This window comes from Halolamina sp. CBA1230 (genome assembly GCF_002025255.2).
GTDB lineage: Archaea > Halobacteriota > Halobacteria > Halobacteriales > Haloferacaceae > Halolamina.
The window spans coordinates 1,158,000-1,180,149 of record NZ_CP054587.1 but is presented as its reverse complement, the minus strand read 5'-3'; the positions used below and the strand labels follow the sequence as shown (position 1 = coordinate 1,180,149).

24 protein-coding genes and 1 tRNA gene are annotated in these 22,150 nt (G+C 69.2%); 10 read left to right on the top strand and 15 right to left on the bottom strand.

The genetic code is table 11. The features are described 5' to 3' along the window. Positions 1 to 19: 19 nt before the first annotated feature. Both B4589_RS06030 and B4589_RS06025 read left to right on the top strand, forming a co-directional pair. Complete coding sequence (locus B4589_RS06030) at positions 20 to 862, top strand: VOC family protein (RefSeq protein ID WP_079233422.1); 843 nt, start codon at positions 20 to 22, stop codon at positions 860 to 862. 54 nt (positions 863 to 916) lie between these two features. Then, positions 917 to 1,201 (top strand): ubiquitin-like small modifier protein 1, encoded by a 285-nt coding sequence (locus tag B4589_RS06025; RefSeq protein ID WP_079233421.1) that lies wholly within the window; start codon positions 917 to 919, stop codon positions 1,199 to 1,201. A 27-nt stretch (positions 1,202 to 1,228) separates the two neighbouring features. On the opposite strand, the gene B4589_RS06020 is transcribed toward B4589_RS06025, so the two are convergent. Next, positions 1,229 to 2,914, bottom strand: a complete 1,686-nt coding sequence (locus B4589_RS06020) for an aldehyde ferredoxin oxidoreductase C-terminal domain-containing protein (protein WP_079233420.1) — start codon at positions 2,912 to 2,914, stop codon at positions 1,229 to 1,231. Positions 2,915 to 3,045: 131 nt separating this feature from the next. On the opposite strand from B4589_RS06020, the gene coxB reads away from it, so the two are divergent. From coxB to B4589_RS18025, 5 genes are all read left to right on the top strand, one after another. Beyond that, positions 3,046 to 3,891, top strand: coding sequence for a cytochrome c oxidase subunit II (gene coxB, locus B4589_RS06015; protein ID WP_079233419.1), 846 nt, complete (start codon positions 3,046 to 3,048; stop codon positions 3,889 to 3,891). A 3-nt stretch (positions 3,892 to 3,894) separates the two neighbouring features. Beyond that, positions 3,895 to 6,435, top strand: coding sequence for a cbb3-type cytochrome c oxidase subunit I (locus B4589_RS06010; protein WP_079233418.1), 2,541 nt, complete (start codon positions 3,895 to 3,897; stop codon positions 6,433 to 6,435). A 4-nt stretch (positions 6,436 to 6,439) separates the two neighbouring features. After that, on the top strand, positions 6,440 to 6,709 hold the full coding sequence (locus B4589_RS06005) for a cytochrome C oxidase subunit IV family protein (protein ID WP_079233417.1): 270 nt from the start codon (positions 6,440 to 6,442) through the stop codon (positions 6,707 to 6,709). 88 nt (positions 6,710 to 6,797) lie between these two features. Next, the gene (locus tag B4589_RS18030) at positions 6,798 to 7,127 is read left to right on the top strand and encodes a metallophosphoesterase family protein (protein ID WP_217920487.1); all 330 of its coding nucleotides are present in this window, start codon (positions 6,798 to 6,800) and stop codon (positions 7,125 to 7,127) included. Beyond that, positions 7,111 to 7,416, top strand: a complete 306-nt coding sequence (locus B4589_RS18025) for a metallophosphoesterase family protein (protein WP_217920486.1) — start codon at positions 7,111 to 7,113, stop codon at positions 7,414 to 7,416. The genes B4589_RS18030 and B4589_RS18025 overlap by 17 nt, the downstream gene beginning before the upstream one ends. Positions 7,417 to 7,446: 30 nt before the next feature. On the opposite strand, the gene B4589_RS05995 is transcribed toward B4589_RS18025, so the two are convergent. The 5 genes from B4589_RS05995 to B4589_RS05975 all read right to left on the bottom strand — a co-directional run bounded on the left by B4589_RS05995 (position 7,447) and on the right by B4589_RS05975 (position 11,705). Further along, complete coding sequence (locus B4589_RS05995; protein ID WP_143414280.1) at positions 7,447 to 8,796, bottom strand: hypothetical protein; 1,350 nt, start codon at positions 8,794 to 8,796, stop codon at positions 7,447 to 7,449. 161 nt (positions 8,797 to 8,957) lie between these two features. Further along, positions 8,958 to 9,389, bottom strand: coding sequence for a hypothetical protein (locus B4589_RS05990; RefSeq protein WP_079233416.1), 432 nt, complete (start codon positions 9,387 to 9,389; stop codon positions 8,958 to 8,960). A gap of 153 nt (positions 9,390 to 9,542) precedes the next feature. Next, a tRNA-Glu gene (locus B4589_RS05985) sits at positions 9,543 to 9,617 on the bottom strand. Positions 9,618 to 9,712: 95 nt separating this feature from the next. Beyond that, positions 9,713 to 10,867, bottom strand: coding sequence for an amidohydrolase family protein (locus tag B4589_RS05980; RefSeq protein ID WP_079233415.1), 1,155 nt, complete (start codon positions 10,865 to 10,867; stop codon positions 9,713 to 9,715). A 79-nt stretch (positions 10,868 to 10,946) separates the two neighbouring features. Further along, complete coding sequence (locus B4589_RS05975; protein ID WP_079233414.1) at positions 10,947 to 11,705, bottom strand: archaeal proteasome endopeptidase complex subunit alpha; 759 nt, start codon at positions 11,703 to 11,705, stop codon at positions 10,947 to 10,949. A 212-nt stretch (positions 11,706 to 11,917) separates the two neighbouring features. Here B4589_RS05975 and B4589_RS05970 point away from each other — a divergent pair, with 212 nt between their 5' ends. After that, on the top strand, positions 11,918 to 12,787 hold the full coding sequence (locus tag B4589_RS05970; RefSeq protein ID WP_079233413.1) for a polysaccharide deacetylase: 870 nt from the start codon (positions 11,918 to 11,920) through the stop codon (positions 12,785 to 12,787). Positions 12,788 to 12,835: 48 nt separating this feature from the next. Then, the gene (gene yqeC / locus B4589_RS05965) at positions 12,836 to 13,567 is read left to right on the top strand and encodes a selenium cofactor biosynthesis protein YqeC (protein WP_079233412.1); all 732 of its coding nucleotides are present in this window, start codon (positions 12,836 to 12,838) and stop codon (positions 13,565 to 13,567) included. Here the strand turns inward: yqeC and B4589_RS05960 are convergent, their stop codons facing one another. Genes B4589_RS05960 through thyX form a run of 3 tightly spaced genes read right to left on the bottom strand, consistent with a single transcriptional unit; the run spans position 13,568 to position 16,051 of the window. Then, positions 13,568 to 14,224 carry a molybdenum cofactor guanylyltransferase gene (locus B4589_RS05960; RefSeq protein WP_079233411.1) on the bottom strand — a complete coding sequence of 219 codons (657 nt, stop codon included), beginning with the start codon at positions 14,222 to 14,224 and terminating at the stop codon, positions 13,568 to 13,570. It lies immediately after the preceding gene. 43 nt (positions 14,225 to 14,267) lie between these two features. Beyond that, entirely contained in the window at positions 14,268 to 15,272 is a 1,005-nt protein-coding gene (locus tag B4589_RS05955) for a lamin tail domain-containing protein (RefSeq protein ID WP_079233410.1), read from the bottom strand. Positions 15,273 to 15,307: 35 nt separating this feature from the next. After that, positions 15,308 to 16,051 carry an FAD-dependent thymidylate synthase gene (gene thyX / locus B4589_RS05950; RefSeq protein ID WP_079233409.1) on the bottom strand — a complete coding sequence of 248 codons (744 nt, stop codon included), beginning with the start codon at positions 16,049 to 16,051 and terminating at the stop codon, positions 15,308 to 15,310. 126 nt (positions 16,052 to 16,177) lie between these two features. Between thyX and B4589_RS05945 the strand changes: the two genes are divergently transcribed. Further along, positions 16,178 to 16,381: a 30S ribosomal protein S17e gene (locus B4589_RS05945; protein ID WP_079233408.1), complete on the top strand. Its 204-nt coding sequence runs from the start codon at positions 16,178 to 16,180 to the stop codon at positions 16,379 to 16,381. Between the two features lie 8 nt (positions 16,382 to 16,389). Here the strand turns inward: B4589_RS05945 and B4589_RS05940 are convergent, their stop codons facing one another. From B4589_RS05940 to cofD, 6 genes are read right to left on the bottom strand one after another with little or no spacing between them, the layout of a single operon-like run. After that, positions 16,390 to 17,763 carry an NAD(P)/FAD-dependent oxidoreductase gene (locus B4589_RS05940; RefSeq protein WP_079233407.1) on the bottom strand — a complete coding sequence of 458 codons (1,374 nt, stop codon included), beginning with the start codon at positions 17,761 to 17,763 and terminating at the stop codon, positions 16,390 to 16,392. Positions 17,764 to 17,819: 56 nt separating this feature from the next. Continuing rightward, a complete protein-coding gene (locus tag B4589_RS05935; protein ID WP_079233406.1) occupies positions 17,820 to 18,566 on the bottom strand; it encodes a proteasome assembly chaperone family protein in 747 nt (248 codons plus the stop codon). A 25-nt stretch (positions 18,567 to 18,591) separates the two neighbouring features. Continuing rightward, on the bottom strand, positions 18,592 to 19,215 hold the full coding sequence (locus tag B4589_RS05930) for a DUF447 domain-containing protein (protein WP_079233405.1): 624 nt from the start codon (positions 19,213 to 19,215) through the stop codon (positions 18,592 to 18,594). After that, on the bottom strand, positions 19,212 to 20,093 hold the full coding sequence (locus B4589_RS05925; RefSeq protein ID WP_079233404.1) for a triphosphoribosyl-dephospho-CoA synthase: 882 nt from the start codon (positions 20,091 to 20,093) through the stop codon (positions 19,212 to 19,214). Before B4589_RS05925 ends, B4589_RS05930 begins: the two co-directional genes overlap by 4 nt. Further along, positions 20,090 to 20,854, bottom strand: coding sequence for a tRNA-dihydrouridine synthase (locus B4589_RS05920; protein ID WP_079233403.1), 765 nt, complete (start codon positions 20,852 to 20,854; stop codon positions 20,090 to 20,092). The genes B4589_RS05925 and B4589_RS05920 overlap by 4 nt, the downstream gene beginning before the upstream one ends. Continuing rightward, positions 20,854 to 21,945 (bottom strand): 2-phospho-L-lactate transferase, encoded by a 1,092-nt coding sequence (gene cofD, locus B4589_RS05915; protein WP_079233402.1) that lies wholly within the window; start codon positions 21,943 to 21,945, stop codon positions 20,854 to 20,856. The genes B4589_RS05920 and cofD overlap by 1 nt, the downstream gene beginning before the upstream one ends. Positions 21,946 to 22,150 lie beyond the last annotated feature (205 nt).

The following is a 22,150-nucleotide window of genomic DNA, read 5'->3' as shown; positions in this document are numbered from 1 at the left end:
CGCCGCGTGACCTCCGAGCGTGCAGATCGACCACGCAGTCGTCGGCGCCAGTGACCAGTCCGGGCTCGTCGAGCGGTTCGAAGCCGCCGGCTTCGCCCCCGCGTTCGGCGGCGTCCACGACCACGGAACCACCCAGATGTCCGTCCTCGGCTTCCCGGACGGGAGCTACCTCGAACTCATCGGGCCGACACCCGACACGCCGCCGTCGGCGGCCGTGTTCTGGCCGGCCCTGCTCGCGGCCGACGCCGGCCCGGCGGCGTGGGCGCTGCTGGTGGACGACGTCGCCGAGCGTGCGGTCCGGCACGTCCGACGTGGAACGCCGATCGACGGCCCGCACCACCGCGGCCGGGAACGGCCCGACGGCACGTCCATCGAGTGGGACATGGCGTTCCTCGGTGACGACGCCGACGGCACCGCCTACCCGTTCCTCGTCGCGGACCGCACCCCGCGACGATTCCGCGTCACACCCACTGACGGGCTCGGAGACGGGCCGCTCGCGGGTGTCTCGGACGTCGTCGTCGCCGTCGAGGACGCGGGGGCGTGGAGCGACCGGTTCGCGGCCGGCTTCCACACGCCGCGACCGGTTCCGTTCGACCACGAGGGCGTCGACGGGAGCTGCTTCGACGTTCCGGGAACGCCGCTCGTGCTGGCGGAGTCGGCGTCACACGCGACGAACCCGCGTCCGACCGCGTTCCTGCTCGGAACGTCCGATCTCGACGCCGCGGGGGAGTCGTTCGACCTCGTACCGGCGGGCGACTGGCACGGCCGACGGTTCGCCTGGGTCGCGGGGTTCGAGGGTTCGATTGGGGTCGTCGAACCGTCCGCAGGCGGGGCGGTTTCGGCCGGTCCGCTGGCTGATTGAGAGCCGCCGAGTGGGACCGTCGGCTACTTCTTGGCAGCGCCGGTATCGAACCGCATGAACGTCGACTGCAAACTGTTCGGCCCGTTCCGCGACGACGCCGGCGTCGAGGACGTCGGTGGCGAGTACGACCCCGGGACGACCGTCGGGGCGCTCCTACGGGGCCTGGAGGCCGAGTACCCCAGTCTCGAGGGGCGGATCGTCGACGAGGAGGGCGGAACCACCGAGGGATCGACGGTCGTGACGGTCGACGGGAAGAACGTGAAACACCTCGACGGGCTCGATACGGAACTCGACGACGGCGACACAGTGCGGATCGTGCCGTCGGTGTACGGCGGGTAGGGAGGAGAGAACGGCGGCGGGGGATACTCAGTCGTCCGCGCTGGCGGGCGCGACCGAGTCCACGTCGGCGTCCGGCACGGTGCCGTCCTCGTTCCAGCCGCGGGCCTCGTAGTACTGCTGGACGGCCTCGGCGAGATTCGGGATCTCGTAGGGGAGGTCGTCGTCCGCGACGTCCTTGCCGCGCTTGTTGTTGAAGTGACGTTCGCGTTCGACAGCCGTGGCGCCGATCTCCTGGAGCCGTTCGTACTCGACGCCGAACAGCTGTTCGAGGCGTTCGTCGGTCATGTAGTCGCCGCCGAACGCACAGATCACCCCGGAGTCCCGGACGACGTTGTGGTTCTCGAGGCCGACGAGCGTCTCGGCCTTGCCCAGCGTCCCCTCGGGGTCGACCTCGCCGGAGTACTCCAGCCCGAGCATCCCGCCGTACATGTGGTCGGCGCCGCGGTTCGCGACCGCGTAGGAGAGCCCCTGGCCGTGGAGCGTGCGGCCGTCGTGGGCCGCGAACTCCAGCCCCTTCACGGTGTAGTTGCCGACCCCTAGTTCCTCGTGACAGCGGTCGACCCCCTCGGCGAGCAGGTCGCCGACCCCCTCGCGGTGGGCGATCTTCTCCAGCGTCTCGTGGGCGAGATCTGCGTTCCCGAACTCCTCCTCGCTTTTGAGGTACGCCGCGACCGTGACGCCCGCGGAGATGGTGTCCATCCCGAGCTGGTCACAGAGCTCGTTCGAGATCATCACGTCGACGATGTCGCCGACGCCCTGACAGCTGCCGAAGGAGTACACCGTCTCGAACTCCGGCCCCTCGGTCTCGACGCCGCGCTCCTCGTCTCTCGTGGGGAGCTTGCAGGCGTAGGCACACTGCGAGCAGGCGCCTTTCTTGTACTTCTTCTCCTCGACGGCGTCGCCGCCGATCCCCTCGATGCTCTCGAACTCGTACTCGTCGAAGTACCGCGTCGGGATCGAGAAGTTGTCGTTGATGAACTCCGTGTTCCCCGTCGTCCCCTGCCGGCGCATCAGGTCGTCGCTGGTCGCGGCCTCGCGGTGGATATCCATCGCGGGCGGGTCGGGGATCTCGATCTCGGGGGCGGAGTCGCCCTCGAAGGTGACACATTTCACGTTCTTCGACCCGAGCACGGCGCCGATGCCGCCGCGGCCGAACGCCCGGGAGTCGAACGTCATCACCGACGCGAACCGGACGCGGTTCTCGCCGGCGGGGCCGATCGCGATGCAGTTCTCCGGGCCGAGGTCGTGGTGGCTCTCCATATACCCCGAGACGCGGCTGGTCTCGGCGCCCTCGAGTTCGGGGACTTCCTCGAACTCGACCTCCGGCCCCTCCGGGCCGTCGGTGACGTGGATCGCGAGCAGTTCGTCGCCCTCCCCGACGAGTTCGAGCACGGAGAGCCCCGCGCCGACGAAGTTCCGGGAGAGGTAGCCGCCGGCGTTGGTGGAGACGAGGCCGTCGGTCAGCGGCGAGAGGCCGGTCATGTTCATCCGGCCCGTGAAGGAGGTCCGGCTCATCTGCATCGGCCCCGTCGAGAGGTACGCCCGGTTCTCCGGACCGAACGGGTCGGCGTCGAACGGGATGCGGTCGTGGGCCAGCGCGGTCGCGGTCGCGCGCCCGCCGATGGTGCGTTCGAGGACGTCGTCGATGTCGACGGACCGGGCGCTCCGATCGCCGACGTCGACGGTGAGCATCGGCCCCTCCGCGTGTAACATACGTGGTCGCTTCGTCCCGCCGAGACTTATTCCTGTCTCCCGTTTTTCCGCCGACGTAACGCGCGCGTGTGCGCAAGCGTTCGAAACCACTAAGGTCGGAGCGAAGCGACTAGCGTGTATCAAGGCCGCCGATGATACCTGATTCCACAGCCGCATCCGTACTCCAGACCGGGCTGGTCCCCGACGGGACACGGGTGCAAGTGTTCAGCGAGATCTACTGGGTGTTCCTGGCGCTGGGAACCCTGGTGGGAGCCGTCGTTATCGGCTACATGTTGTACAATGGATACAAATACAGCTACGAGGGCGGCGCCGACGAGGAGGACCGCCCGAAGCTGGGGGAGATTCCGACCGGCGGGGGGAAAGGGAAGAAGCTGTTCCTCTCGCTGAGCCTGAGTGCGATCATCGTCATCTCGCTCATCGCGTGGACCTACGGGACGCTGCTGTTCGTCGAGGGCCAGACCGGCGAACAGGGCGTCGACGTCGAGGTCGAGGGGTACCAGTTCGGCTGGAACTTCCACTACCTCGAGAACGACGGTGACTACTCGGGAGGCGTCACGAGCGACGACTATACGGGGGTGAACACGACGAACACGCTCCGTGTCCCCGTGGACACGCAAGTGAACTTGTACGTGACCTCGGACGACGTGTTCCACAACTTCGGCATCCCGGAGCTCCGGGTGAAGTCCGACGCCATCCCCGGCTCGACCACGGACACGTGGTTCGAGGCCACCGAGGTGAACAACTACACGGCCCACTGTTACGAGCTGTGTGGCCAGGGTCACTCCTACATGGACGCGGAAGTGGTCGTGATGCCACAGGACGAGTACCAGGACTGGTACGACTCCCAGATCGCGGCCGCGAACAACGAGTCCGCGAGTAATGCGTCCGCGAGCAACGCGTCCGCAAGCAACGAATCCGCGAGCAACGCGTCCGCGAACAACGAGTCCGCCGCCAGCGTCGCGGCGGCGGGGGTGTAACGCATGACTGACGACGACCAACCACGAACTGACGGCGGCACGGCAGCACTGCCGGGTGACAGCCACGACGACGACGGCCACCTCCCGCCGCGGTGGTCGCTGAAGCGCTGGCTCGTCACGACCAACCACAAGGACGTCGGCCTGCTCTACATCGCGACCGCGATGTTCTTCCTCGTCTTCGGCGGGGTGCTGGCGCTGCTGATCCGCGCCCAGATGTGGAGTCCGCGGGCGCCGGGTGAGGGGATCCTCTCGGCGATGGCGTACAACCAGGCCGTCTCGCTGCACGGCCTGATCATGGTGTTCTGGTTCATCTCACCCTTTGCCACCGGGTTCGCCAACTACATCGTCCCGCTCCAGATCGGGGCCGAGGACCTGGCGTTCCCGCGGCTGAACGCGCTTTCCTACTGGCTCTACCTCGCCTCGGGCATCCTGGTGTTCGCGTCGTTCTTCCAGGGCGCTTCCTACGCGGGCGGGTGGACGCTGTACGCCCCGCTGAACATCCCGGCCTTCATGCCGAGTATCGGGGCGACGACGACGGTGTTAGCCATCGTGGTGTTCTGTGTATCCGTCACGGTCGGTGGGGTGAACTTCATCACCACCATACACCGCATGCGGGCGGAGGGGTTGACGATGCGCTCGCTGCCGCTGTTCACCTGGTCGTGGCTGCTGACCGTCTGGATGATGCTGCTCGCCTTCGCGGCGCTGCTGGCGGCGACGATGATCCTGCTCTCGGACCGGATGTTGGGAACGACCTACTTCGCGGCGACGACCGCGGGCGGGTCGGTGCTGTGGACCCACCTGTTCTGGTTCTTCGGCCACCCCGAGGTGTACATCGTGTTCTTCCCGGCGCTGGGCGCGATGGCGGAGATCTTCCAGACGTTCTCGGGCAACCGGATCGTCGGCCGGAAGTGGTTCATCGTCTCGATGGTGCTGGTCGCACTCCAGAGCTTCATCGTCTGGATGCACCACATGTTCCTCACCTCGATCAACCTCGAGGTGAAGACGCTGTTCATGGCGACGACCATCGGGATCTCGTTGCCGTTCGACCTGATGGTGTTCGCGCTGATCTACACCCTGATCAAGGGACGGATCAGATGGGACACGCCGATGCTGTACGCGTTCGGCGCGCTCGTGCTGTTCATCGTCGGCGGGATCACCGGCGTGTTCCTGGGCGCGGTCGTGCTGGACTACGAGTTCCGCGGCACCTACTGGGTCGTCGCGCACTTCCACTACGTGATGGTTTCGGGGGTGACGGGCCTGATCGCGGGGCTGTTCTACTGGTTCCCGAAGATGACCGGGAAGACGTACGACGAGTTCCTCGGGAAGGTCAGCTTCGCGGTGTACTTCACCGGGTTCAATCTGCTGTACTTCCCGCTGTTCCTCGCGTGGGGGACCCCGCGGCGCGTGTTCGCCTACCGGCCGGAGTACATCGGCTGGCACCGACTCGCGTCGGTGGGCGCGGTGATCCTCGGGATCTCGTTCCTGCTGATCATCTACAACCTCGCGAAGAGCATCGTCGCCGGCGACGACGCCGCGGCGAACCCGTGGCCGTACTCGACCACCGCCGAGTGGGCGGTCTCCTCACCGCCGCCGATGGAGAACTTCCCCGGCAAACCCAGCTACGCCAGCGGGTCGCTGGAGTTCCTGCGCGATGACGACGATCACGGCGCGGCCGCGGCTGCCGACGGCGGCACGACCGCCACCGACGGCGGGCACGCGTCGGCGCTCGAGTCGGGGCACGACGACGACGTCCACGTCGATCACGCCAGCCACTGGCCGTTCGCGATCGGCCTGTTCACGGTGATCACCGCGATCGGCTTCTCCGGGCTCCAGACAGGGAGCTTCCCGTCCGGGCTCGAGGGCGTGTTCTACCAGGCGGCCTCGGTGCTCGGCGTGCTCGGACTGATCGGCTCGATCTCGTTCATGGGCTACGAGAACTTCACCGCCCACGAGGGCGGTCTCGGTGAGGCCTGGCCGTTCGAGGGCGTCGAGAACACGAAGATGGGGATGTGGGTGTTCCTCGCCTCCGACGTGGTGCTGTTCGGGGCGTTCATCGGCGCCGCCATCTTCCTGCGTGTGGCCTACGGCTGGACGCAGTGGCATCCGGTGCCGCACAACCCGATCCCCGGGCTGGTGAACACCTACCTGCTGTTGACCAGCTCGTTCACGGTGATCCTCTCGCTGGTGGCTGCCCAGAAGCGCAGTCGCAAGGGCGTCGTCGCCAGTCTCGTGGCGACGTTCCTGCTCGGACTCGCGTTCCTCGTGAACAAGGCCATCGAGTGGGTCGTCCTGTTCCAGGGGACCGAGGAGTACGCGCCGATCGGGCTCGACTCCAGCGTGCGTGCCTCGACGTACTTCCTGACGACGGGGCTGCACATGGGCCACGTGATCGCGGGACTGCTGGTCACGGCCTACCTGATCTGGCGCGCCTGGAACGGCGCGTACGTCAACGGCGACGACGAGCCGTTGGAGTACTTCGGCCTGTACTGGCACTTCGTGGACATCGTGTGGCTGTTCCTGTTCCCGATGTTCTACATCATCTAGACCAATGGCACGAACAAAACTCTACACCGGGATCTACGTGGCACTGTTCGTCTTCGCGACGCTGCAGGTCGGCGTCGAGCAGGTCGGCCTGCTCGAGGAGAACTACCTGCTCGCGCTCGGGCTGATCACCGCCCTCTCGCTGATCAAGGGAGTGATCGTCGCGGGCTACTTCCAGCATCTGGTCTGGGAGCCCCGCTCGGTGACGTACGTGATGCTGCTGGGAGTCGTCGGCTTCCTGGCGCTCACGGTCGCGGCGTCGTACTCGATCCAGTAAGACGCCGCCCGCGGTTTTTCTTCGGCGCGTGTGGGTAACCGTTCCACACGGCCGGTACCGTTATTCCGGATCCTGCCAACGAGGTGATATGGAGCTAGCAGTGGTCTCCGACAGTCACGTTCCCGAACGCGAATCGGCCCTCCCCGAGGAGTTCCGCGAGCGGATCGCCGCCGCGGACCACACCATCCACGCGGGCGACTTCCAGACGGTCGACGTCCTCGACGACGTGCGAGCGCTCGCGTCGGAACTGACCGCCGTCCACGGCAACGTCGATCCGGACGGTATCGGCCTTCCGGCCGTCGACGCAGTCACGCTCGGCGGCGTCACGTTCGTCGTCACCCACGACGATCAACCCCGTCGCCGCGGCCGTCGACGCCGCCGACGTCTCGACGGAGATGGCCGTGAGCGACGAGGGTGAGATCACGTCGTTCGAGGCGACCGTCGAGAGCGGGGCGGGGCTCGTGCTCGGCGGCGAGGCGTGGGCGGACGCCATCGCGGACACGGCGCGAGCGCGTGGCCGGGGCGAACCGGGCGAGACGGTCGTCGGCGTCGGCGGCCACACACACGTCGTCGAGGACACCGTCCACGAGGGCGTACGCGTGCTCAACCCCGGCTCGGTGACCGGCGCGGAGCCAGCCGAGCGGACGACGATGATGACCGTCGTGGCGGAGGGGGGCGAGGTCGACGTGACGCTCCACGAGCGCTGAGCGGCGGTCAGCACGTCGGCGCCGTCGCGATCAGACGAACGGTACGTCGATGGTCGGCTGTGCGAGCAGCCAGAGCCCCGTGATCGTGTACAGCACCATCACGACGACGTAGGGGGACTGGCTCCGGATCGGCTGACGCCCCCCGGTGAACAGTTCGAACGCGCGGGTGTGGGCGGCCCACACCGCGAGCAGGTGGCCCAGAAGCACCGCGACCGGGCCCGCCCAGCCGATCCAGCCCGGCAGTCCGAGGACGGGCGGCGCGATCGGCGGCGACAGCGGGTTCAGGGTGACGACGATCGACGCCGGCAGCTGTGTCACAAAGTACGGAACGTAGTGGCCGAAGTGGTAGCCCGCGGCGATAGGCAACAGCGTGGGCGCGAACGCGGCGGCGATGCGGGGCGCCGAGCGGTACGCCTCCCCGCCCGGCCGCACGCGTGCGGAGGCGGCCCAGTAGAGGCCGAAGAACAGTGCGTACCCCACGAGCATCGCGGCGAAGTACGCCAGTTCGGCGGGCAGCCCCGCGCGGATCACCGGCGCCGCGACCGACTGCCAGCCGGGGGTCGTGACGAACCCGTCGAACGTCGTCACCCACAGCAGCGCGATCACGAAGCCGACCTCGCTGACCACCGTCGTCCCGTCGGCGTCCACGTCGGTCAGCACCGCGCCCGGGGCGGCGAGCTCGAGCCCCTCGTCCGTGCGCTGAATCGGCGCGACCCGGCCGTACAGCTCGAACACGCCCGAGATGGGGTCGATCTGCCGGCGCCAGGTCCCCAGGCCGAGCAGGACGCTCCCGAGCACGGTCGCGAGAAGGTACGTACCGACGACGACGGTCAGCTGTGTCGGATCGGCCGCGACTTCGGTGACGACTTCGAGCCAGACGAGCAGCAGTAGGCCGGCGACCGCGGGCCAGCGACCGATCCAGTCGGGCAACGAGATCACACCGTCGCCCGAAAGCGGCGCCGCGAGCCGGCCGAACGGGTCGAGTGCGGGCCAGCTGTTCCCGAGGAGGTACGTGCTCGCGGTGAACCCCGCCCACCAGACCACCCAGACCAGTAACACGGCGAGGTTTCGGTCGGCCTCGGGCGGGCCGAACACGCCCGTCACGACCACGCTGGCGAGGCCGAGCACGCCGACCACGGCACCGACGGGGGTGCCCCAGCGCCGGACCGTCGCGCCGCCCGGGATCGACAGGCGGCGGTCGTGGTACGACGCCAGCAGGTCGCGGTCGGTGACGAAGCTGGTGAGCAGAAAGGAGACGGCGACGACGACGACGCCGGTCAGCAGGAACAGCCACGTCGGCGCGTCGACGGTGCCCGAACTGATCCCCGGTCCACCGTGGGCCCGTGCCGGCGCCGTGAACAGCAGTAGCGAACACAGCACCGTGAGCCAGCGCGTTCCCCGGGTCGTTGTCGACCGGAGGAGCGCTGCGAGCCGGCGCGTGCACGCCCGGGCTCCCCGGGCCGACACCGAGCACTGGCGGGGAGGACTCACGCCTCTCCGAAACTCGGGTCGGGAGGGCACGGGAGCGTTTCGCAGCCGGCTCAGGCGCCGGTCAGGAGGTTCACCGTGATCAGGAGCACGATCAGCAGCCCCAGTATCCACGAGCCGGCCATCACGGCCGCCGCGCGCTGGTAGCCACGCGCCTTCGCGGCCGCGTAGGTGCCGTAGAAGAGGTAGAAGACGAACGCCACCGCCAGCGCGACGCCGACCGCGGCGCCGCCGACGGTGACCACCGACCCCGAGAAGGAGTCGCCGCTCACGAACAGCGTCGCACCGCCGCCGGCGGCCAGCGCGGCGAGGACGAACGCCAGCACCCACGCCGACTCGTTGCCGGCGAGGGAGCTCCAGACCGACTGGTCACGCTGGAGCCCCGGCGTGTACTTTTTCCAGCCTCGGCCTACCGTCGCCGCCACGACGGCGACGAGGAGGACTGCCATCAGCGCCGCACTCACGAGGTAGATCGTCGATGCCATGGTACGCTCTGTTAGCGAAGAATGGCCGCGGCGACGGTATAAAGATTCGTTTCTCGGTCGTGGCCGGCCCCCCGAGACGGCGCCGCGGCTGTCGAAAACGGGCGTCGAACCGACTCCCGAAACACGTCGCTCGAACGTTGCTCGCCGCAGAAATGCTCCGGCTGGGATTCGAACCCAGGTCATCACCGTGAGAGGGTGATATGATTGGCCGGACTACACCACCAGAGCGCTTCGCAGACGTTCGTAGCGGGGTAGAACGTAAAACCGTTGCGTTTCCTCGCCGCCGTGTGGCGGATTCGCAGGTTACAGGGGTCGTCGACGCCCTACCGAAATCGCTCGCCGCCGAGGTACACCTGCCGGGGCGACTGCCACGCCTGCACGTTCTCGAGGGGGTTGTCGGGCAGCACGAGCAGGTCCGCACGGTACCCTCTCTCGACCAGTCCCGTGTCGCCGAGGCCGAGCAGGTCGGCGGCGTTGACCGTCGCCGCCGCCAGCGCGCGCTCCTCGTCGAGCCCGTACTCGACCATGTACGCGAGCTCGTGGGCCGCGTCGGCGTGGTCGTTGAACGGCGTGCCCGCGTCGGTGCCCATCGCGATCGGGACGCCGGCGTCGAGCGCGTACTCCCACGCGGCGGCCATCCGGTCGGCGGCGTCCTGCCCCTTCTCGACGGCCTGTTCGGGGATGCCGGCGTCGCTGTTCTCGACGATCCCCTTCAGCGCCGACAGCGTCGGCACCCAGTACGTGTCCTGTTCGGCCATCAGCTCGGCAGCCTCCTCGTCCATGAACGTCCCGTGCTCGACGCTGTCGATCCCCGCGAGCACGGCGTTTTTGATCCCCTGCGTGCCGTGGCAGTGCGCCGCCGTCGGGCGGCCGGCGGTGTGGGCCGTCTCGACCAGCGCCTCCAGTTCGGCGGGCGTGAGTTCGGGCGCCCCCGTCTGGGCACCCGTCGTCAGCACGCCGCCGGTGGCCATACACTTGATCACGTCTGCCCCGGCTTTGAGCTGTTCGCGCACCGCCTTCCGGATCTCGTCGGGGCCGTCGGCCTCACGGCCGAACCAGTGGCCGTGACCGCCGGTCATGACGACGTTCTGCCCTGCGGCCTCCACGCGCGGGCCGAGGAGGGTGCCGTCGGCGACCGCCTCGCGGGCGTCGATGGCGACCGTCGCCGGCGCGCCCAGATCCCGGGTGGCGACGACGCCCGCTTCGGCCTGGTTCCGGAGGTTCTCGGCGGCGCGGTAAGCGAGCGTCGCCTCGCTGTCGCCCTGGACGCTCTCGGCGTCCGGTCGGGCGTCCATCATCAGGTGGACGTGGCTGTCGATCATCCCGGGCACGACGAACTGGCCCGAGACGTCCACGCGCTCGTCGGGGTTCTCGTCGCCCGCGTCGCCGACGACGGCGACGTTGCCGTCGTCGATCAGTACGTCCGCCGCCCGGGTGCCGTCGGCGTCGACTACGTGGCCGCCTTCGAGTAACTGCATGGCTGGCGGTGGTGGCGCCGACTACCTAAAGCGTCGGGTGGCGGCGAGAAGCGGTCCGCGGCGGGAAATCGGGATCGCGTTACTCTTCGGAGTCGTCGCCGGACTCCTCGGCCAGCGCGTCGAGCAGCTCCGCGATTTCCTCGGTCTCGTACGTCTGGTAGCCGTCGTCGATCGTGATCGAGACGACCGAGAGCGCGTCGGCCTCGATCTCCTCCTCGTGTTCGCGCAGGCTGCTGAGAACGAGCTTCAGCCCCTCCTCGAGACTGAGATCCTCGGACCAGCCGTCCTCGAGCACGCCCTGGATCTCCTCACGACCGCCGCCGATGATCGTCGCCTTCCACTCGTGGGGCGTCCCCGAGGGGTCGGCGCTGAACAGCCGCGGTGTGCCCTCCTCACCCTCGACGCCGCCCTCGATCCCGCCGATCAGGAGCGCGGCGCCGTACGGTCGGGTCCCACCCATCTGGGTGTTCTCCTGGATGTGGTCGGTGATGTACTTGGTGAGCGTCTCGACGCCGACGGCCTCGCCGTAGCGCAGGTGGTTGCTCTGGGCCATCTGGCGCGCGAAGTCGATCAGCTGTCGCGCGTCCGCGACGTGGCCCGCGGAGGCGCCGCCGATGTGGTCGTCGAGCTTGTGGATCTTCTCGATGCTCTCGGACTCCATCAGCTCCGAACTCGCCTGGGCCTGGGCGGCGAGCACGACGCCCTCCTCCGTCCGGACGCCCACGCTGGGCGCGCCACGCGAGACGGCCTCGCGGGCGTACTCCACCTGGTAGATGCGGCCGTCGGGGGAGAACAGCGACGTACCGCGGTCGTAGGCCTGTTGATCGTTTCCTCTCATCGGGAACCCTCCGCCGCGAAGACGGCTTCGCTGTCGGTCATCGACTATCGCTACGCCCCCCCGACTGAAAAACCCTGCCTAAGCGGGATTTTACGACCCCTATCGTTGCTGGCGATCTCGCGGTCGTCGTTCGAGAAGGGGGGCGCGGCCGACGAGCCGACCGATACCCAACGGCTCGCGGGGTTTATCACCGCTGCACCCTCCGGGACGGTATGGCCCGCGCGACCGTCTGTCTCACCGTCGACTTCGACGCCGTCTCGCCGTGGCTCCACGCGGGTGAGTTCGCCGACGCGCCCGTCCAACGCTCCCGCGGCCGGTTCGGCGCCGAGGTGGGTGCGCCGCGACTGCTCGACCTGTTCGACCGCCTCGACGTGCCGACGACGTGGTTCGTCCCCGGGCACACCATCGAATCCTTCCCCGACCCGTGTGAGCGCGTCGTCGACGCCGGCCACGAGATCGGCCACCACGGCTGGAGCCACACGCCGCCGAGCGAGTACGAGAGCCGCGAGGCCGAGCGCGCGGACATCGCCCGCGGGATCGACAGCATCGAGGCGCTCACCGGCTCCCGGCCGGCGGGCTACCGCTCGCCGTCGTGGGAGTTCTCTGCCGACACCGTCTGGCTGCTCTCGGAGTTCGACTTCGAGTGGTCCTCCAGCGGTATGGCCCGGGAGTTCGAACCGTACGAGCTCACCGAGGACCACGCGCCCCTCGACGAACCGTACGAGGTGGGCGATCCCATGGGGATCACTGAGGTCCCGGTGTCGTGGCAGCGTGACGACTACCCCGCGCTGGCGTTCTCCGGCAACCGCGCGTTCTCGGACGAGGTCGCGGTGTTCGACCACTGGCGCCGGCAGTTCGACTGGATGTACGAGCACTACCCACGCTCCCCGGGGAGTCGGACGGAGTCCGACGGGGGCGGCATCTACGTGCTCACGCTCCACCCGCAGGTCAGCGGCCGCAGCCCCCGGCCGTCGATGCTCCGGGAGCTGATCGAGTATATGGCCGCCAAGCCCGGCGTCGAGTTCGCGACCGTGAGCGACGCGCTCGCTGCCCGCCAGCGCGCCGACGGGGACGACGCCTGACTGCCCCGTCCCGAAACCGTTTGATCCCCCGCACTCCCACCCACACCCATGTCCGACCTCATCGACGCGCTCGACGCCGACGGCCTGACCTGCGTCGTCGGCGCCGGCGGCAAGAAAACTACCATGTACGCGCTGGCTGCCGCGGCCGACCGCGCGGTCGTCACCGCCACCGTCCGCATCCCCATCTTCGACTCCCACGTCGCCCGGGTCGAGATCACCGAGGACCCGCTCGCGGCACTGATGACCGCCGCCGACTGGCCGCTCGGCCTCGTCCCCGAACAGGAGTTCGAGGACCGCTACCGCGGCTACGACCCCGAGACGGTCGACGAGATCGCGGCGGCCCACGACGGTCCCGTCCTCGTGAAGGCCGACGGCGCGCGGATGCGCGACTTCAAAGCCCCCGGCGAGAACGAACCCCGGATCCCCTCGTGGGCGGACACCGTGATCCCGGTCGCCAGCGCCCACGTCGTCGGCGAACCGCTCGACGAGGAGCTGGTCCACCGCCCCGAGCGCGTCGCCACGGTCGCGGGCGTCGAGGTGGGTGACGAGATCACGCCCGAGGTCGTCGGCCGCGTGCTCGCCAGCCCCGAGGGCGGCCTGCGCGGCGTTCCGCCGGGTGCGACGGCGATCCCGCTGGTGAACAAAGTCGACGACGACGAGGATCTCGACGCGGCCCGGGATATCGCCGAGGCGGTTCTCGACCACGCCGACCGCTCGGTGGTCCCACGCGTGGTGCTCGCGCGGATGGCCGACGCCGAGATCCGCGAAGTCGTCGCCTAGCTACCCCAGTCGCGACGCGGCCTCGTCGAACTCCTCCTTCGTGTTGATGTTCTCGAACGTGGTGAGGTCGGTCACCGTCGTGAGTTCGTCCTCGCTCACGACCGCGTAGCTGAGGTCTTCCAAGGGTGCGAGGATCTTCCGGTCCCCGCGCTCCAGCGCGGCGTCGCAGGCGTCGGCCATCGCGTCCGGCCGGTAGACGGCCTGGGTCGTCTGGTACCAGCCGTCGCCCAGTCGCGGCACTGCGCCGTCGAACGGCGGCGCTCCCTCGTCGTCGGCGCCCTCTGGCGGCGAAACCTCGCCGCTCGCACGGTCGAACAGGTAGCTGATCGCGTCGGGGTCGACGAACGGCATGTCGCAGGCGACGACGGCGGTGTACTCGCCACTCGCGGCCCGACAACCGTTCCGGATCCCCGCCATCGGTCCCTGATCGACCTCGGGATCGAGCGCGAAATTGGTAGCCAATGGGTAGCCGGCGAGCGCTTCCTCGATCGCGTCGCGCTGGTCGTCCCGACAGTTCACCACGAGCTCGTCGACGACGGGTTCGAGTCGGTCCGCGACGCGGCGGATCATCGGCGTTCCGGACAGCGGCGCGACCGCCTTGTCGTCGTCGCCGAACCGGGTCGAACGCCCGCCGGCGACGATCACGGCCGAGTGCATGTCCGGGGTGTGGGCGCGTCGCGGAATGTGGTTTGCGGTCCGACTACCCGCCGTACTCCCGTTCGATCACCGTCTCCCCGCTCCCGTTCCGGACGATCACCGTGTCGCCGCCGTTGTTCCAGACAGGGCTCCCCTCGCCCCAGTAGAGATGCCCGTCGCCGTCCTCGCCGCTGCCGGTGTGGAGCGTGAGCGTCCCGTTCGGCGGGATCTCGGTCCCCTCGGGGAACGTGTACGTGTGGTCGGCCTCGTCGCTGACGGTCCAGCCAGAGAGATCCAGCGTCTCCTCGCCGGCGTTGGCGAACGTCACGTACTCGCCGTTGAGGTTCTCCCGGTCGTCGCCCGCGGCGTCGGCGTGGATCTCGCTGACCCACAGCGGCGGGCCGCCGTCGGCGGCGGGGATCGGCGTCTCGGTTGCCGTCCGCGGGCTCTCGGTCGCGCAGGCGCCCCAGAGCCCGGTGCCGGTGCCGCGGGCGATCCCCTCGGCGGTGCCGTAGCGCTCGCGGTACTGGAAGTTCGAGCTGTCGTACCGCCGCGCGAGGCCCTTCGTGATCAGGCCGTAGTTGAACGAGTCGCCGTCGACGTGGACGTACGCCAGCAGCCGGCCGTAGTAGCCGCGACGGGGTTCGTTCTCGTCGAAGGAGAGCGTCACCGTCTCGCCCGCGAGTTCGTCCTCGGCGTACTGGCTGGCGCGCTCACCCCACTCGCGGAGGCAGTTTCGGCCCGCGTCGGTGTCGGGCACGCCCGGGAACTCCGTGGGGTCGTTCTCGGCGTGGACCTCCGGCGTGTCGACGCCGAGCAGGCGCACCGTATCTTTGCTCCCGTTCGGGAACCGCACGTCGATCGTGTCGCCGTCGACGATATCGATCACTTCGACCTCCACCGCGTCGGGTTTGGGCGTCGCCGCGGGCGGCGCGTCGATGGCCGTCGACGATCCGGGCGTCGCGGTGGCCGACGGGGAGTCGGCGCCGTCGGTCGGAACTGGGCTGTCGGCACAGCCGGCGAGAACGAGCAGACAGCAGAGCGCGACCGCCGCGGCACGGGAAGCCATTGGCGACGCTACACGGGGGAGGGGGAAAGCGTTGGCTACGGCGCGAGCCGGTTCTTCCGGTTTTTCATGTGCTCCTCGTAGTACTCGAACGTGATCGGACACCACTCCGCCGCGTAGTCGAGCACCTGCTCGGTCAGCCCGCGGATCTCCCACTGGGCGTCGGCGGCGGCGCGCATGTCGGCGACGTGCATCAGCGTTCGGGCGTTCATGCTCATCACGACGTTGACCTCGGTGCCGATCGGGAGGACGAACCGGGCGTCCTCCGGCGGCATCCCGAGGTCGAGCAGGCGCTGGTACTCCTCGACGGAGCGCTGGACCGAGTCCCGGAACACCTCCTCCCGTTTCTCGACGGTCTCCTCGTCGACGCTGCCGCCCTGCTGATTGCGGCCGATCCAGTCGGGGTCGGTCGCGGAGGGGGGCGTCACCACCATCTCGCCGTCACCTACGTCCTCGGGGTCGACGTCGTCGAACGCGACGTAGCGCATGCTCTGGACGTCGAAGGAGACGTGGCGGTGGCGGGTGAGCTGGGCCATACACGAGCGGGACATCCCCTCGATCGCGAACGTCGCCTGGGCGTGCTCGAACGGGCCGAAGTGGCCGTGGCTCAGCAGGTGGCCGATCAGCGTCCCCTTCTTCTCCTCGATATCGTCGCCGTCGACGGTCTCCATCGTCTCCTCGAACGTCTGGTCGCCGACGAACGCCGACGCGTAGTCGTTTCGCGCGGCCGAACAGATCAGTTCCTCCGGGTTCTCCGTGGCCTCCAGTAGTTCGACCTCCATCCTACTCGGGGGAGAGAACGGGCCGAGGTTAATACCTCGTTTCCTCGGTCGGTGTTCGACGCGCCGGGCTGGGACCACTTGGCCCGGAACGAATCGCTTTAGTGGCTCTCCGGGGAATCCAACCGTATGGCAATCAAGCCGAAGTACGTCAAACAGCTGGGGACGCTCCTGCTCGAGAAGTACCCCGAGTCGTTCAACCAGAACTTCGAGACGAACAAGGAGAGCGTCTCAGCGCTCACCAACGTCGAGTCGAAGGAAGTCCGCAACCGCATCGCGGGGTACATCACGCGGAAGGAAGCCGGCGCCGCCGCCCAGGAAGCCGAAGCGTAGTTCTCCCGCTAGTAGCTGTACTCGTCGGCGGTCAGCTGGACGTGTCGGTTGCGGTTCCGGAACTTCACCAGCTTGTACTCCGCGAGTAGCTTCGCGCCACGCAGCCCCGCCTGCGGGCTCCAGGAGAGCATCTCGCCGGCGTCGTCCTCGGCCAGCATCTCCTCGCCGACGCGGAACACCTTGTCCCACTGATCCGGCCCCCAGTCCCGGACGAGTTCGGCGAGCGAGACGTTGCGCAGTACCTCCTCGCCGATCGCCTCGCGCCACTCGTGGTTGTAGTGACCCAGTCGCTCCTCGGCGGCCAGTCGCCCCGCGATGGCCCCGGTCCGGACCGCGAGGTGGTCGCCGCCCTCGTGGAACGCCGACGTGGTACCCATCGCGCCGCCACAGACGGCGATCCCGGCGTCGACCGGCGACTCGATCGGCCGTGTCGAGGAGATGGGGTACGTCTCGGTGCCACGGCTCTTGCCCGCGTCCTCGACCAACGGGAAGTCCGAGAGGTCGTACTCGTCGCCGTACTCGCGTTCGAGCAGGCGCTCGATGTACGTCGCGCCCTGCGGGATCCGGTCGTCCTCGGGGCGCAGGAGGTCGTACTTCTCGCGCTCCTCGACCGCGTCGATGTCCATCCCGATGGGCATCGTCAGCCCGACCCGGCAGACCCGGTCCTGGTTCGGGAAGATCCACGGGTAGGCGGTGTGGCCGGGCATCAGCCCCCACCAGAACACGATCGCGTCCTGCACCTGCTCGTAGATCTCCTCGGGGAACTTCCGGTACTCCTGGTAGGCGATGTGGTTGGCCGTCGGCGGCGAGAGCACCTCGCTCGCCGCGCGATGATCCGCGAGGAACTCGTCGAGCACCCCCATCGTGACGGTGCGCTGGGGCCCGTCACACAGCAGGAGGTAGTCGGCACCGATCTCCTCGCCGTTGGTCAGCGCGAGCGTGTGGCGCGGGTGGCCGTCCTGATCCGCGAGCACGCCCTTCACCGACGCCTGCGTGCGGTAGTGGGCGCCCGCGTCCTCCGCCCGCGAACGCAGGAAGTCGTCGAAGCGGGCGCGGTGGAAGGTGTAGCCGAACTCGTCGTAGGAGGAGTCGATCCCCGTCGAGCGGAGGTTACAGGCCGTGTTCGGCCCGCGGAACTCCGCGCGGTCGAGGGTGTTCTGGACCACCCCGTCGGGCATCTCGTCGGGGTGGATCCCCATGATGTCGACCCAGTAGTCGAGGATCCCGGCCGCGTCGGTGGAGTCGGGCCCCAGCTCCTCGCGGTCCTCGCGCGGGACCCCCTTCTCCAGCACCAGCGCGTCGGCACCGTGTTCGGCCGCGGCGTGGGCGGCCGCGGTGCCGGCCGGCCCCCCGCCGACGATGGCGACGTCTACGCGTTCCATGACTGGATAGCTGTGTACTCGCCGCGTTAAAGTTACTGACTCCGGGCGGAGCCGGCCTACATGTACATCCGGTCGTCGAACGCGCGCTCGCGCTCGGCAGCGGCCTCGTAGCGCTCGTGGAGCTCCTCGTAGTAGCGCTGGATCTCGTCGGCGAACTCCTGGAGCGGCTCGGTGTCGACGTCGAGGTCGTACACGCCGTTGACCGTCTCGATCAGTCGGATCGCCGCCTCCACGTCGGGCATCTGCTCGTGGACTGGCGTGCGGAACACCCCGACCGCGAGCGGCGAGTCGATCCCCTGTTCGACCAGCGCGCCCGTCACGCCGTCGAGATACCCCCGGGCCATCGGCTCGATGCTCGTCTCGGCGAGCCGCCGCTCGCGGTAGTCGTCGGTCGCGACGTAGTAGGTGCGGTGGTCGTCAGGCCCGTGCTGCATCGGCACCGCGTCGACGACGACGATCTCGCGGACGCCGTGGCGCTCGGTCCAGGAGAGGATCTCCTCGCCGAACGGGGAGCTCAGCGCCGGCGGGACGAACAGCTCGTTCTTCAAAAGCGTCAGCTCCAAATCCGGCCGGGAGAACAGCCGCGTGTGGTGGGTCGGCTGTCCGTTCTCGAAGGGGGTGATGCTCGGCATCCCCTCGGCGGCGACGTGGCCCGTCTCGACGAGTTCGAGCTGGTCGATCAGGAAGTCGACGGCGGTCAGCCCGGAGAGCCCGTAGCTCGCGAACCCACAGAGCAGCGTCTCCTTGGGGTCTTCGGTACCTTCGACGGCGAACTGGCTCGCGGGGCGAGCGCTGTCGTTCATGCCTCCCAAGTCGGCGGCTGCGACCTTAGTTCTCCGGTTGGTAGCACCAGTCCGCGTTCGCCGCCACGCACTCCATCGCCTCGCGCTCGCGGGCGCCGCCGGCGCGCTCGGCCACGCTCGCGAGGAAGTCGAGTCGGGCCCGGAGCTCCTCGTCGTCGAACCCCGAAACGCCGAGCCGCGAGGCCGCGACCGTCGCCTCGACCACCGCGCCGAAACCGCGGTTGATCGTCGTCGCCCCCTCCCGGACGACTGCCGACTCGCCGGGGAGAAGCTCCCACTCCCGGATCGCCGTCCCCTCGTCCGTCCAGCTATCGATGAGCGTCGCGTCGACGTCGACCCACCCGTCCGCGCTCGGAACGACCGGTTCGGACTCCTCCCGGATCGACAGCGCGGCGTCGACGAACGTTCGCGGATCGGCGACGAACTGGACCACCCCGCCGCCGCGGCGTTCGAGGTTCCGCCGCGTCCGTGTGTTGCCGTACGTCCGCGCGGTCACGGGATCGCCCGCGTGGAGCCCGAGCGCGGCGAGGTTCCACAGGCCGTTCGGCCCCTTCGTTGCGATCACCGACTCCGTTACCCCGCGTAGCGGGACCGGCCAGCCGTCGGGCGCGTCGTTCTCGGGCTTCCAATCGCCGTTCTCCCCCGTCATACGGTCAACCCCCGTTCGAGCGCGACGAACAGCGCCGCGGCCACGCGGTCCGCGGTCGTCCCGGGGTTGATCCCCCCGTCGACGAACTCGCGGGCCAGTTCCTCGGCCGGATCGAGCGAGTCTGTCCGTTCGACCTCGGCGAGCGTTTCCTCGGCACGCCGGCGGGTCTCACGCGCAGTCGCCTCGCCGTGGCTCGTCCGGACCAGCGTGTCCGGCTCCGCAGCGAGCTGTCGGAGGAAACAGCGAGCCGCGCGGTCGGGCACTGGCCCGTCGTCCCCCAGGACCGCGTCGGCGGCGTCGAACGTCCGCGGGAACCCCTCGACCCACTCCGCGGCGTTGGTGTCGGGAACGCCGTCGTCGGGGTCGGCGGAGAGTTCCATCACGTCCCACAGCGTCGTCCCCCGCTCGCGGAGCGCGGACTCGGCGTCGCTCCCGCGCCGGACGTCGAGATCGTCCGCGCCCTCGGGTGGATCGCCGACCGCCACGTCGACGTGCTCGAACGCGCGGTAGAACGCCACGGCGTCGTCGACAGTGGTCGCCCGGCAGCGTTCACGAACCGCCTCGCGGGTCAGTTCGTCGTCCGCCGCAGCGCTCACCAGCGGCGTCAGCAGCAGCAGACAGCCGAACTGCGTGTTGCCGCCGGACTGGCGGCTCATCCCCGCGACGGCGTGGTCGAACGCCTCCCCGATCGGCGCACCCTCGGCTGCTTGCCGCAGTCCTGCGGCGCTCCCGACGCTCCCGGCGAGGAACTGCTCGAAGCGCAGGTCGTCGAGGTCGCGCCGGCGGTCGACGTTCCCCGGCTTCGGCGTGCCCGCGACCTCCAGCAGCAGCGCGAGTTCGGCGTTCTCCGCCGGCGTTCGGGGGCTGTCGCGGCTCATCGCGGCGCCTCCGCCGGCGCCCCGTGCTCGGCGAACCACTCCTCGACGGCGTCGGCCACGCGTTCGAGCACCGCGGGATCGTCGCTCGGTCGGCCCACGCTCACGGCGTCGGCGCCGTGTTCGAGGTACTCCCGGACGCTCTCCCGCCCCCGAACGCCGTTGTTGGCGATCAGGAACAGGTCGGTCGCGTCGGCGAGGTCGGCCACGCGAGCCTCGCTGTCCATCGCGTCGACGTGGAGCGCGTCGGCGCCCGCGGCGTCGACTCGCTTGGCAACGTCGACGAGATCGACGCCCGCGAGTTCGGTCCGGACCTTCACGCTCACGTCGGCGCCCGTCGCGGCGGCCGCCCCGACCAGCGGTTCGAGTCGGTCCGGCTCCCGGAGCAGCGTCTCGCCCGCGCCGGCGGCACAGAGTTCGGCCTGCCGGCAGTGGGCGTTGATCTCCACGATTGCGTCGTGCTCGGCCGCCACTTCGGCGACCTCACGGACCGGTGCCGTCGTGGTCGACCGGACGTTGATCCCGGCTCGCACGTCGACGCCGGAAAGCGCCGCCAGCTCGTCGGCGACGAACACGATCGGATCGTCGGGCAGGAACTCCTCCCGATCCCTGTCGGCGACCATCTCCCGCGCCGCCTCGCGGGTGGGTTCGTCCAGACAGAGCCCGCCGAGGAACGCCGCGCCAGCCCACTCGGCGCCGCTGGCGGCCCACTCGGCGTCGGCCTCGCCGGAGAGCGACGCGAGGGCAAGTCTCGGGTCGAACATCACGGCTCACCTTCGACTGCGGGCAGACCGCTCGTGTCGATGTCGTCGCCGTCCAGTTCGGCGGGATCGTCGACGGTCAGGTCGAGATCCGCCGCTGACGCGCCGACGGCAGCCAGCGCGAGCGCGCAGGCCCGGGCGACGCGTTCGGCGTCCGCGGGATCGTCGATCCCCGTGTCGGTGCGGACGACCGGGCGATCGAGGTCGGTGCCGTCCGCCGCGTCGAGCACGAACGCGTCCGCGAACGCGTACGTCTCGGCGACGCCGGCGGTCGAGGGTTCGCGGCCGGTGCCGGCCATCAGATCCGCGACGGGGCCGGAGAACGCCTCGTCCTCGCAGAACGGCGAGACGGCGACGACCGGCGTCTCCGCGAGCGCGCGGTCGACCCCCGGCAGCGCCCGGATCGGGCCGACGGAGGTGACGGGGTTCGAGGGGCCGATCACGACGGGATCGGTCAGGGCGGCTTCGACCTCGGGAGTCGGTTCGGCCCTGTTCGCGCCGCGGAACTCCACGTCCTCGACAGTGGGTTCAGCGCGTCTCGCGACCCAGTACTCCTGGAAGTGCATCTCGCCGTCGGGCGTGTGGACGATGCTGGCGACGGGGTCGTCGCTCATCGGCAGCAGGTCGATCTCGAGGTCGAACGCGTCGGCGAGCGTCCACGTCGCCTCGGTCAGGGTGAGGCCTTCGTCGAGCAGCGAGGTCCGGGTGATGTGGACCGCGCGGTCGCGGTCGCCGATCGTCATGAACTCCGCGATCCCGGAGAAGCGCCGCCAGCGCGCGATCTCCCTTCCCTCGGTCTGGGCGTCGTCGGGGAGGTAGCGCGGGCCGCCGTCGAGGCCGGCGGCGTCGGCGAGGCGGAACAGTTCCTCGTTCGTCTCGTGGGTGTCGTCGGCGATCCCCCACCACGTCTCGCGGTCGAGCACGCCGCCGCCGTCGAACAGCACGGTGTCGAGATCCGGCGAGACGAGTAGGCCGCCGAGTTCGACGTCGTCGCCGGTGTTGCCGACGACGGTGACGGAGTCGCGGGCGAAGACGAGATCGTCGCCCGAGAGTAGCTTGGGGGTGCCGGTGCCCCCGGCGAGGAACGTGACCATGCTCGGAGTCGCAGTGGCAGGGAAAAAGTCGTTGCGCCGTCGGCGCCACTGCTCCGAGGGCTTCCGTGTCGACCACGACGTAGACACCCCCTCGACAGCCAGCGAGGACAAGGAGGGGTCGCGAGGGCGATCGCGGTGCGGGGGTTCGTCATACTGACCGTCTCTCGGGTTGCGGAAACTGTTCTCGGGGGGCTGAATCCACTGC

Coding starts and splice junctions, on each gene's coding strand:
- B4589_RS06025 (WP_079233421.1), top strand. CDS start 917: ATGAACGTCGACTGCAAACTGTTCGGCCCGTTCCGCGACGACGCCGGC.
- B4589_RS06020 (WP_079233420.1), bottom strand. CDS start 2,914: ATGTTACACGCGGAGGGGCCGATGCTCACCGTCGACGTCGGCGATCGG.
- coxB (WP_079233419.1), top strand. CDS start 3,046: ATGATACCTGATTCCACAGCCGCATCCGTACTCCAGACCGGGCTGGTC.
- B4589_RS06010 (WP_079233418.1), top strand. CDS start 3,895: ATGACTGACGACGACCAACCACGAACTGACGGCGGCACGGCAGCACTG.
- B4589_RS06005 (WP_079233417.1), top strand. CDS start 6,440: ATGGCACGAACAAAACTCTACACCGGGATCTACGTGGCACTGTTCGTC.
- B4589_RS18030 (WP_217920487.1), top strand. CDS start 6,798: ATGGAGCTAGCAGTGGTCTCCGACAGTCACGTTCCCGAACGCGAATCG.
- B4589_RS05990 (WP_079233416.1), bottom strand. CDS start 9,389: ATGGCATCGACGATCTACCTCGTGAGTGCGGCGCTGATGGCAGTCCTC.
- B4589_RS05980 (WP_079233415.1), bottom strand. CDS start 10,867: ATGCAGTTACTCGAAGGCGGCCACGTAGTCGACGCCGACGGCACCCGG.
- B4589_RS05975 (WP_079233414.1), bottom strand. CDS start 11,705: ATGAGAGGAAACGATCAACAGGCCTACGACCGCGGTACGTCGCTGTTC.
- B4589_RS05970 (WP_079233413.1), top strand. CDS start 11,918: ATGGCCCGCGCGACCGTCTGTCTCACCGTCGACTTCGACGCCGTCTCG.
- yqeC (WP_079233412.1), top strand. CDS start 12,836: ATGTCCGACCTCATCGACGCGCTCGACGCCGACGGCCTGACCTGCGTC.
- B4589_RS05960 (WP_079233411.1), bottom strand. CDS start 14,224: ATGCACTCGGCCGTGATCGTCGCCGGCGGGCGTTCGACCCGGTTCGGC.
- B4589_RS05955 (WP_079233410.1), bottom strand. CDS start 15,272: ATGGCTTCCCGTGCCGCGGCGGTCGCGCTCTGCTGTCTGCTCGTTCTC.
- thyX (WP_079233409.1), bottom strand. CDS start 16,051: ATGGAGGTCGAACTACTGGAGGCCACGGAGAACCCGGAGGAACTGATC.
- B4589_RS05945 (WP_079233408.1), top strand. CDS start 16,178: ATGGCAATCAAGCCGAAGTACGTCAAACAGCTGGGGACGCTCCTGCTC.
- B4589_RS05940 (WP_079233407.1), bottom strand. CDS start 17,763: ATGGAACGCGTAGACGTCGCCATCGTCGGCGGGGGGCCGGCCGGCACC.
- B4589_RS05935 (WP_079233406.1), bottom strand. CDS start 18,566: ATGAACGACAGCGCTCGCCCCGCGAGCCAGTTCGCCGTCGAAGGTACC.
- B4589_RS05930 (WP_079233405.1), bottom strand. CDS start 19,215: ATGACGGGGGAGAACGGCGATTGGAAGCCCGAGAACGACGCGCCCGAC.
- B4589_RS05925 (WP_079233404.1), bottom strand. CDS start 20,093: ATGAGCCGCGACAGCCCCCGAACGCCGGCGGAGAACGCCGAACTCGCG.
- B4589_RS05920 (WP_079233403.1), bottom strand. CDS start 20,854: ATGTTCGACCCGAGACTTGCCCTCGCGTCGCTCTCCGGCGAGGCCGAC.
- cofD (WP_079233402.1), bottom strand. CDS start 21,945: ATGGTCACGTTCCTCGCCGGGGGCACCGGCACCCCCAAGCTACTCTCG.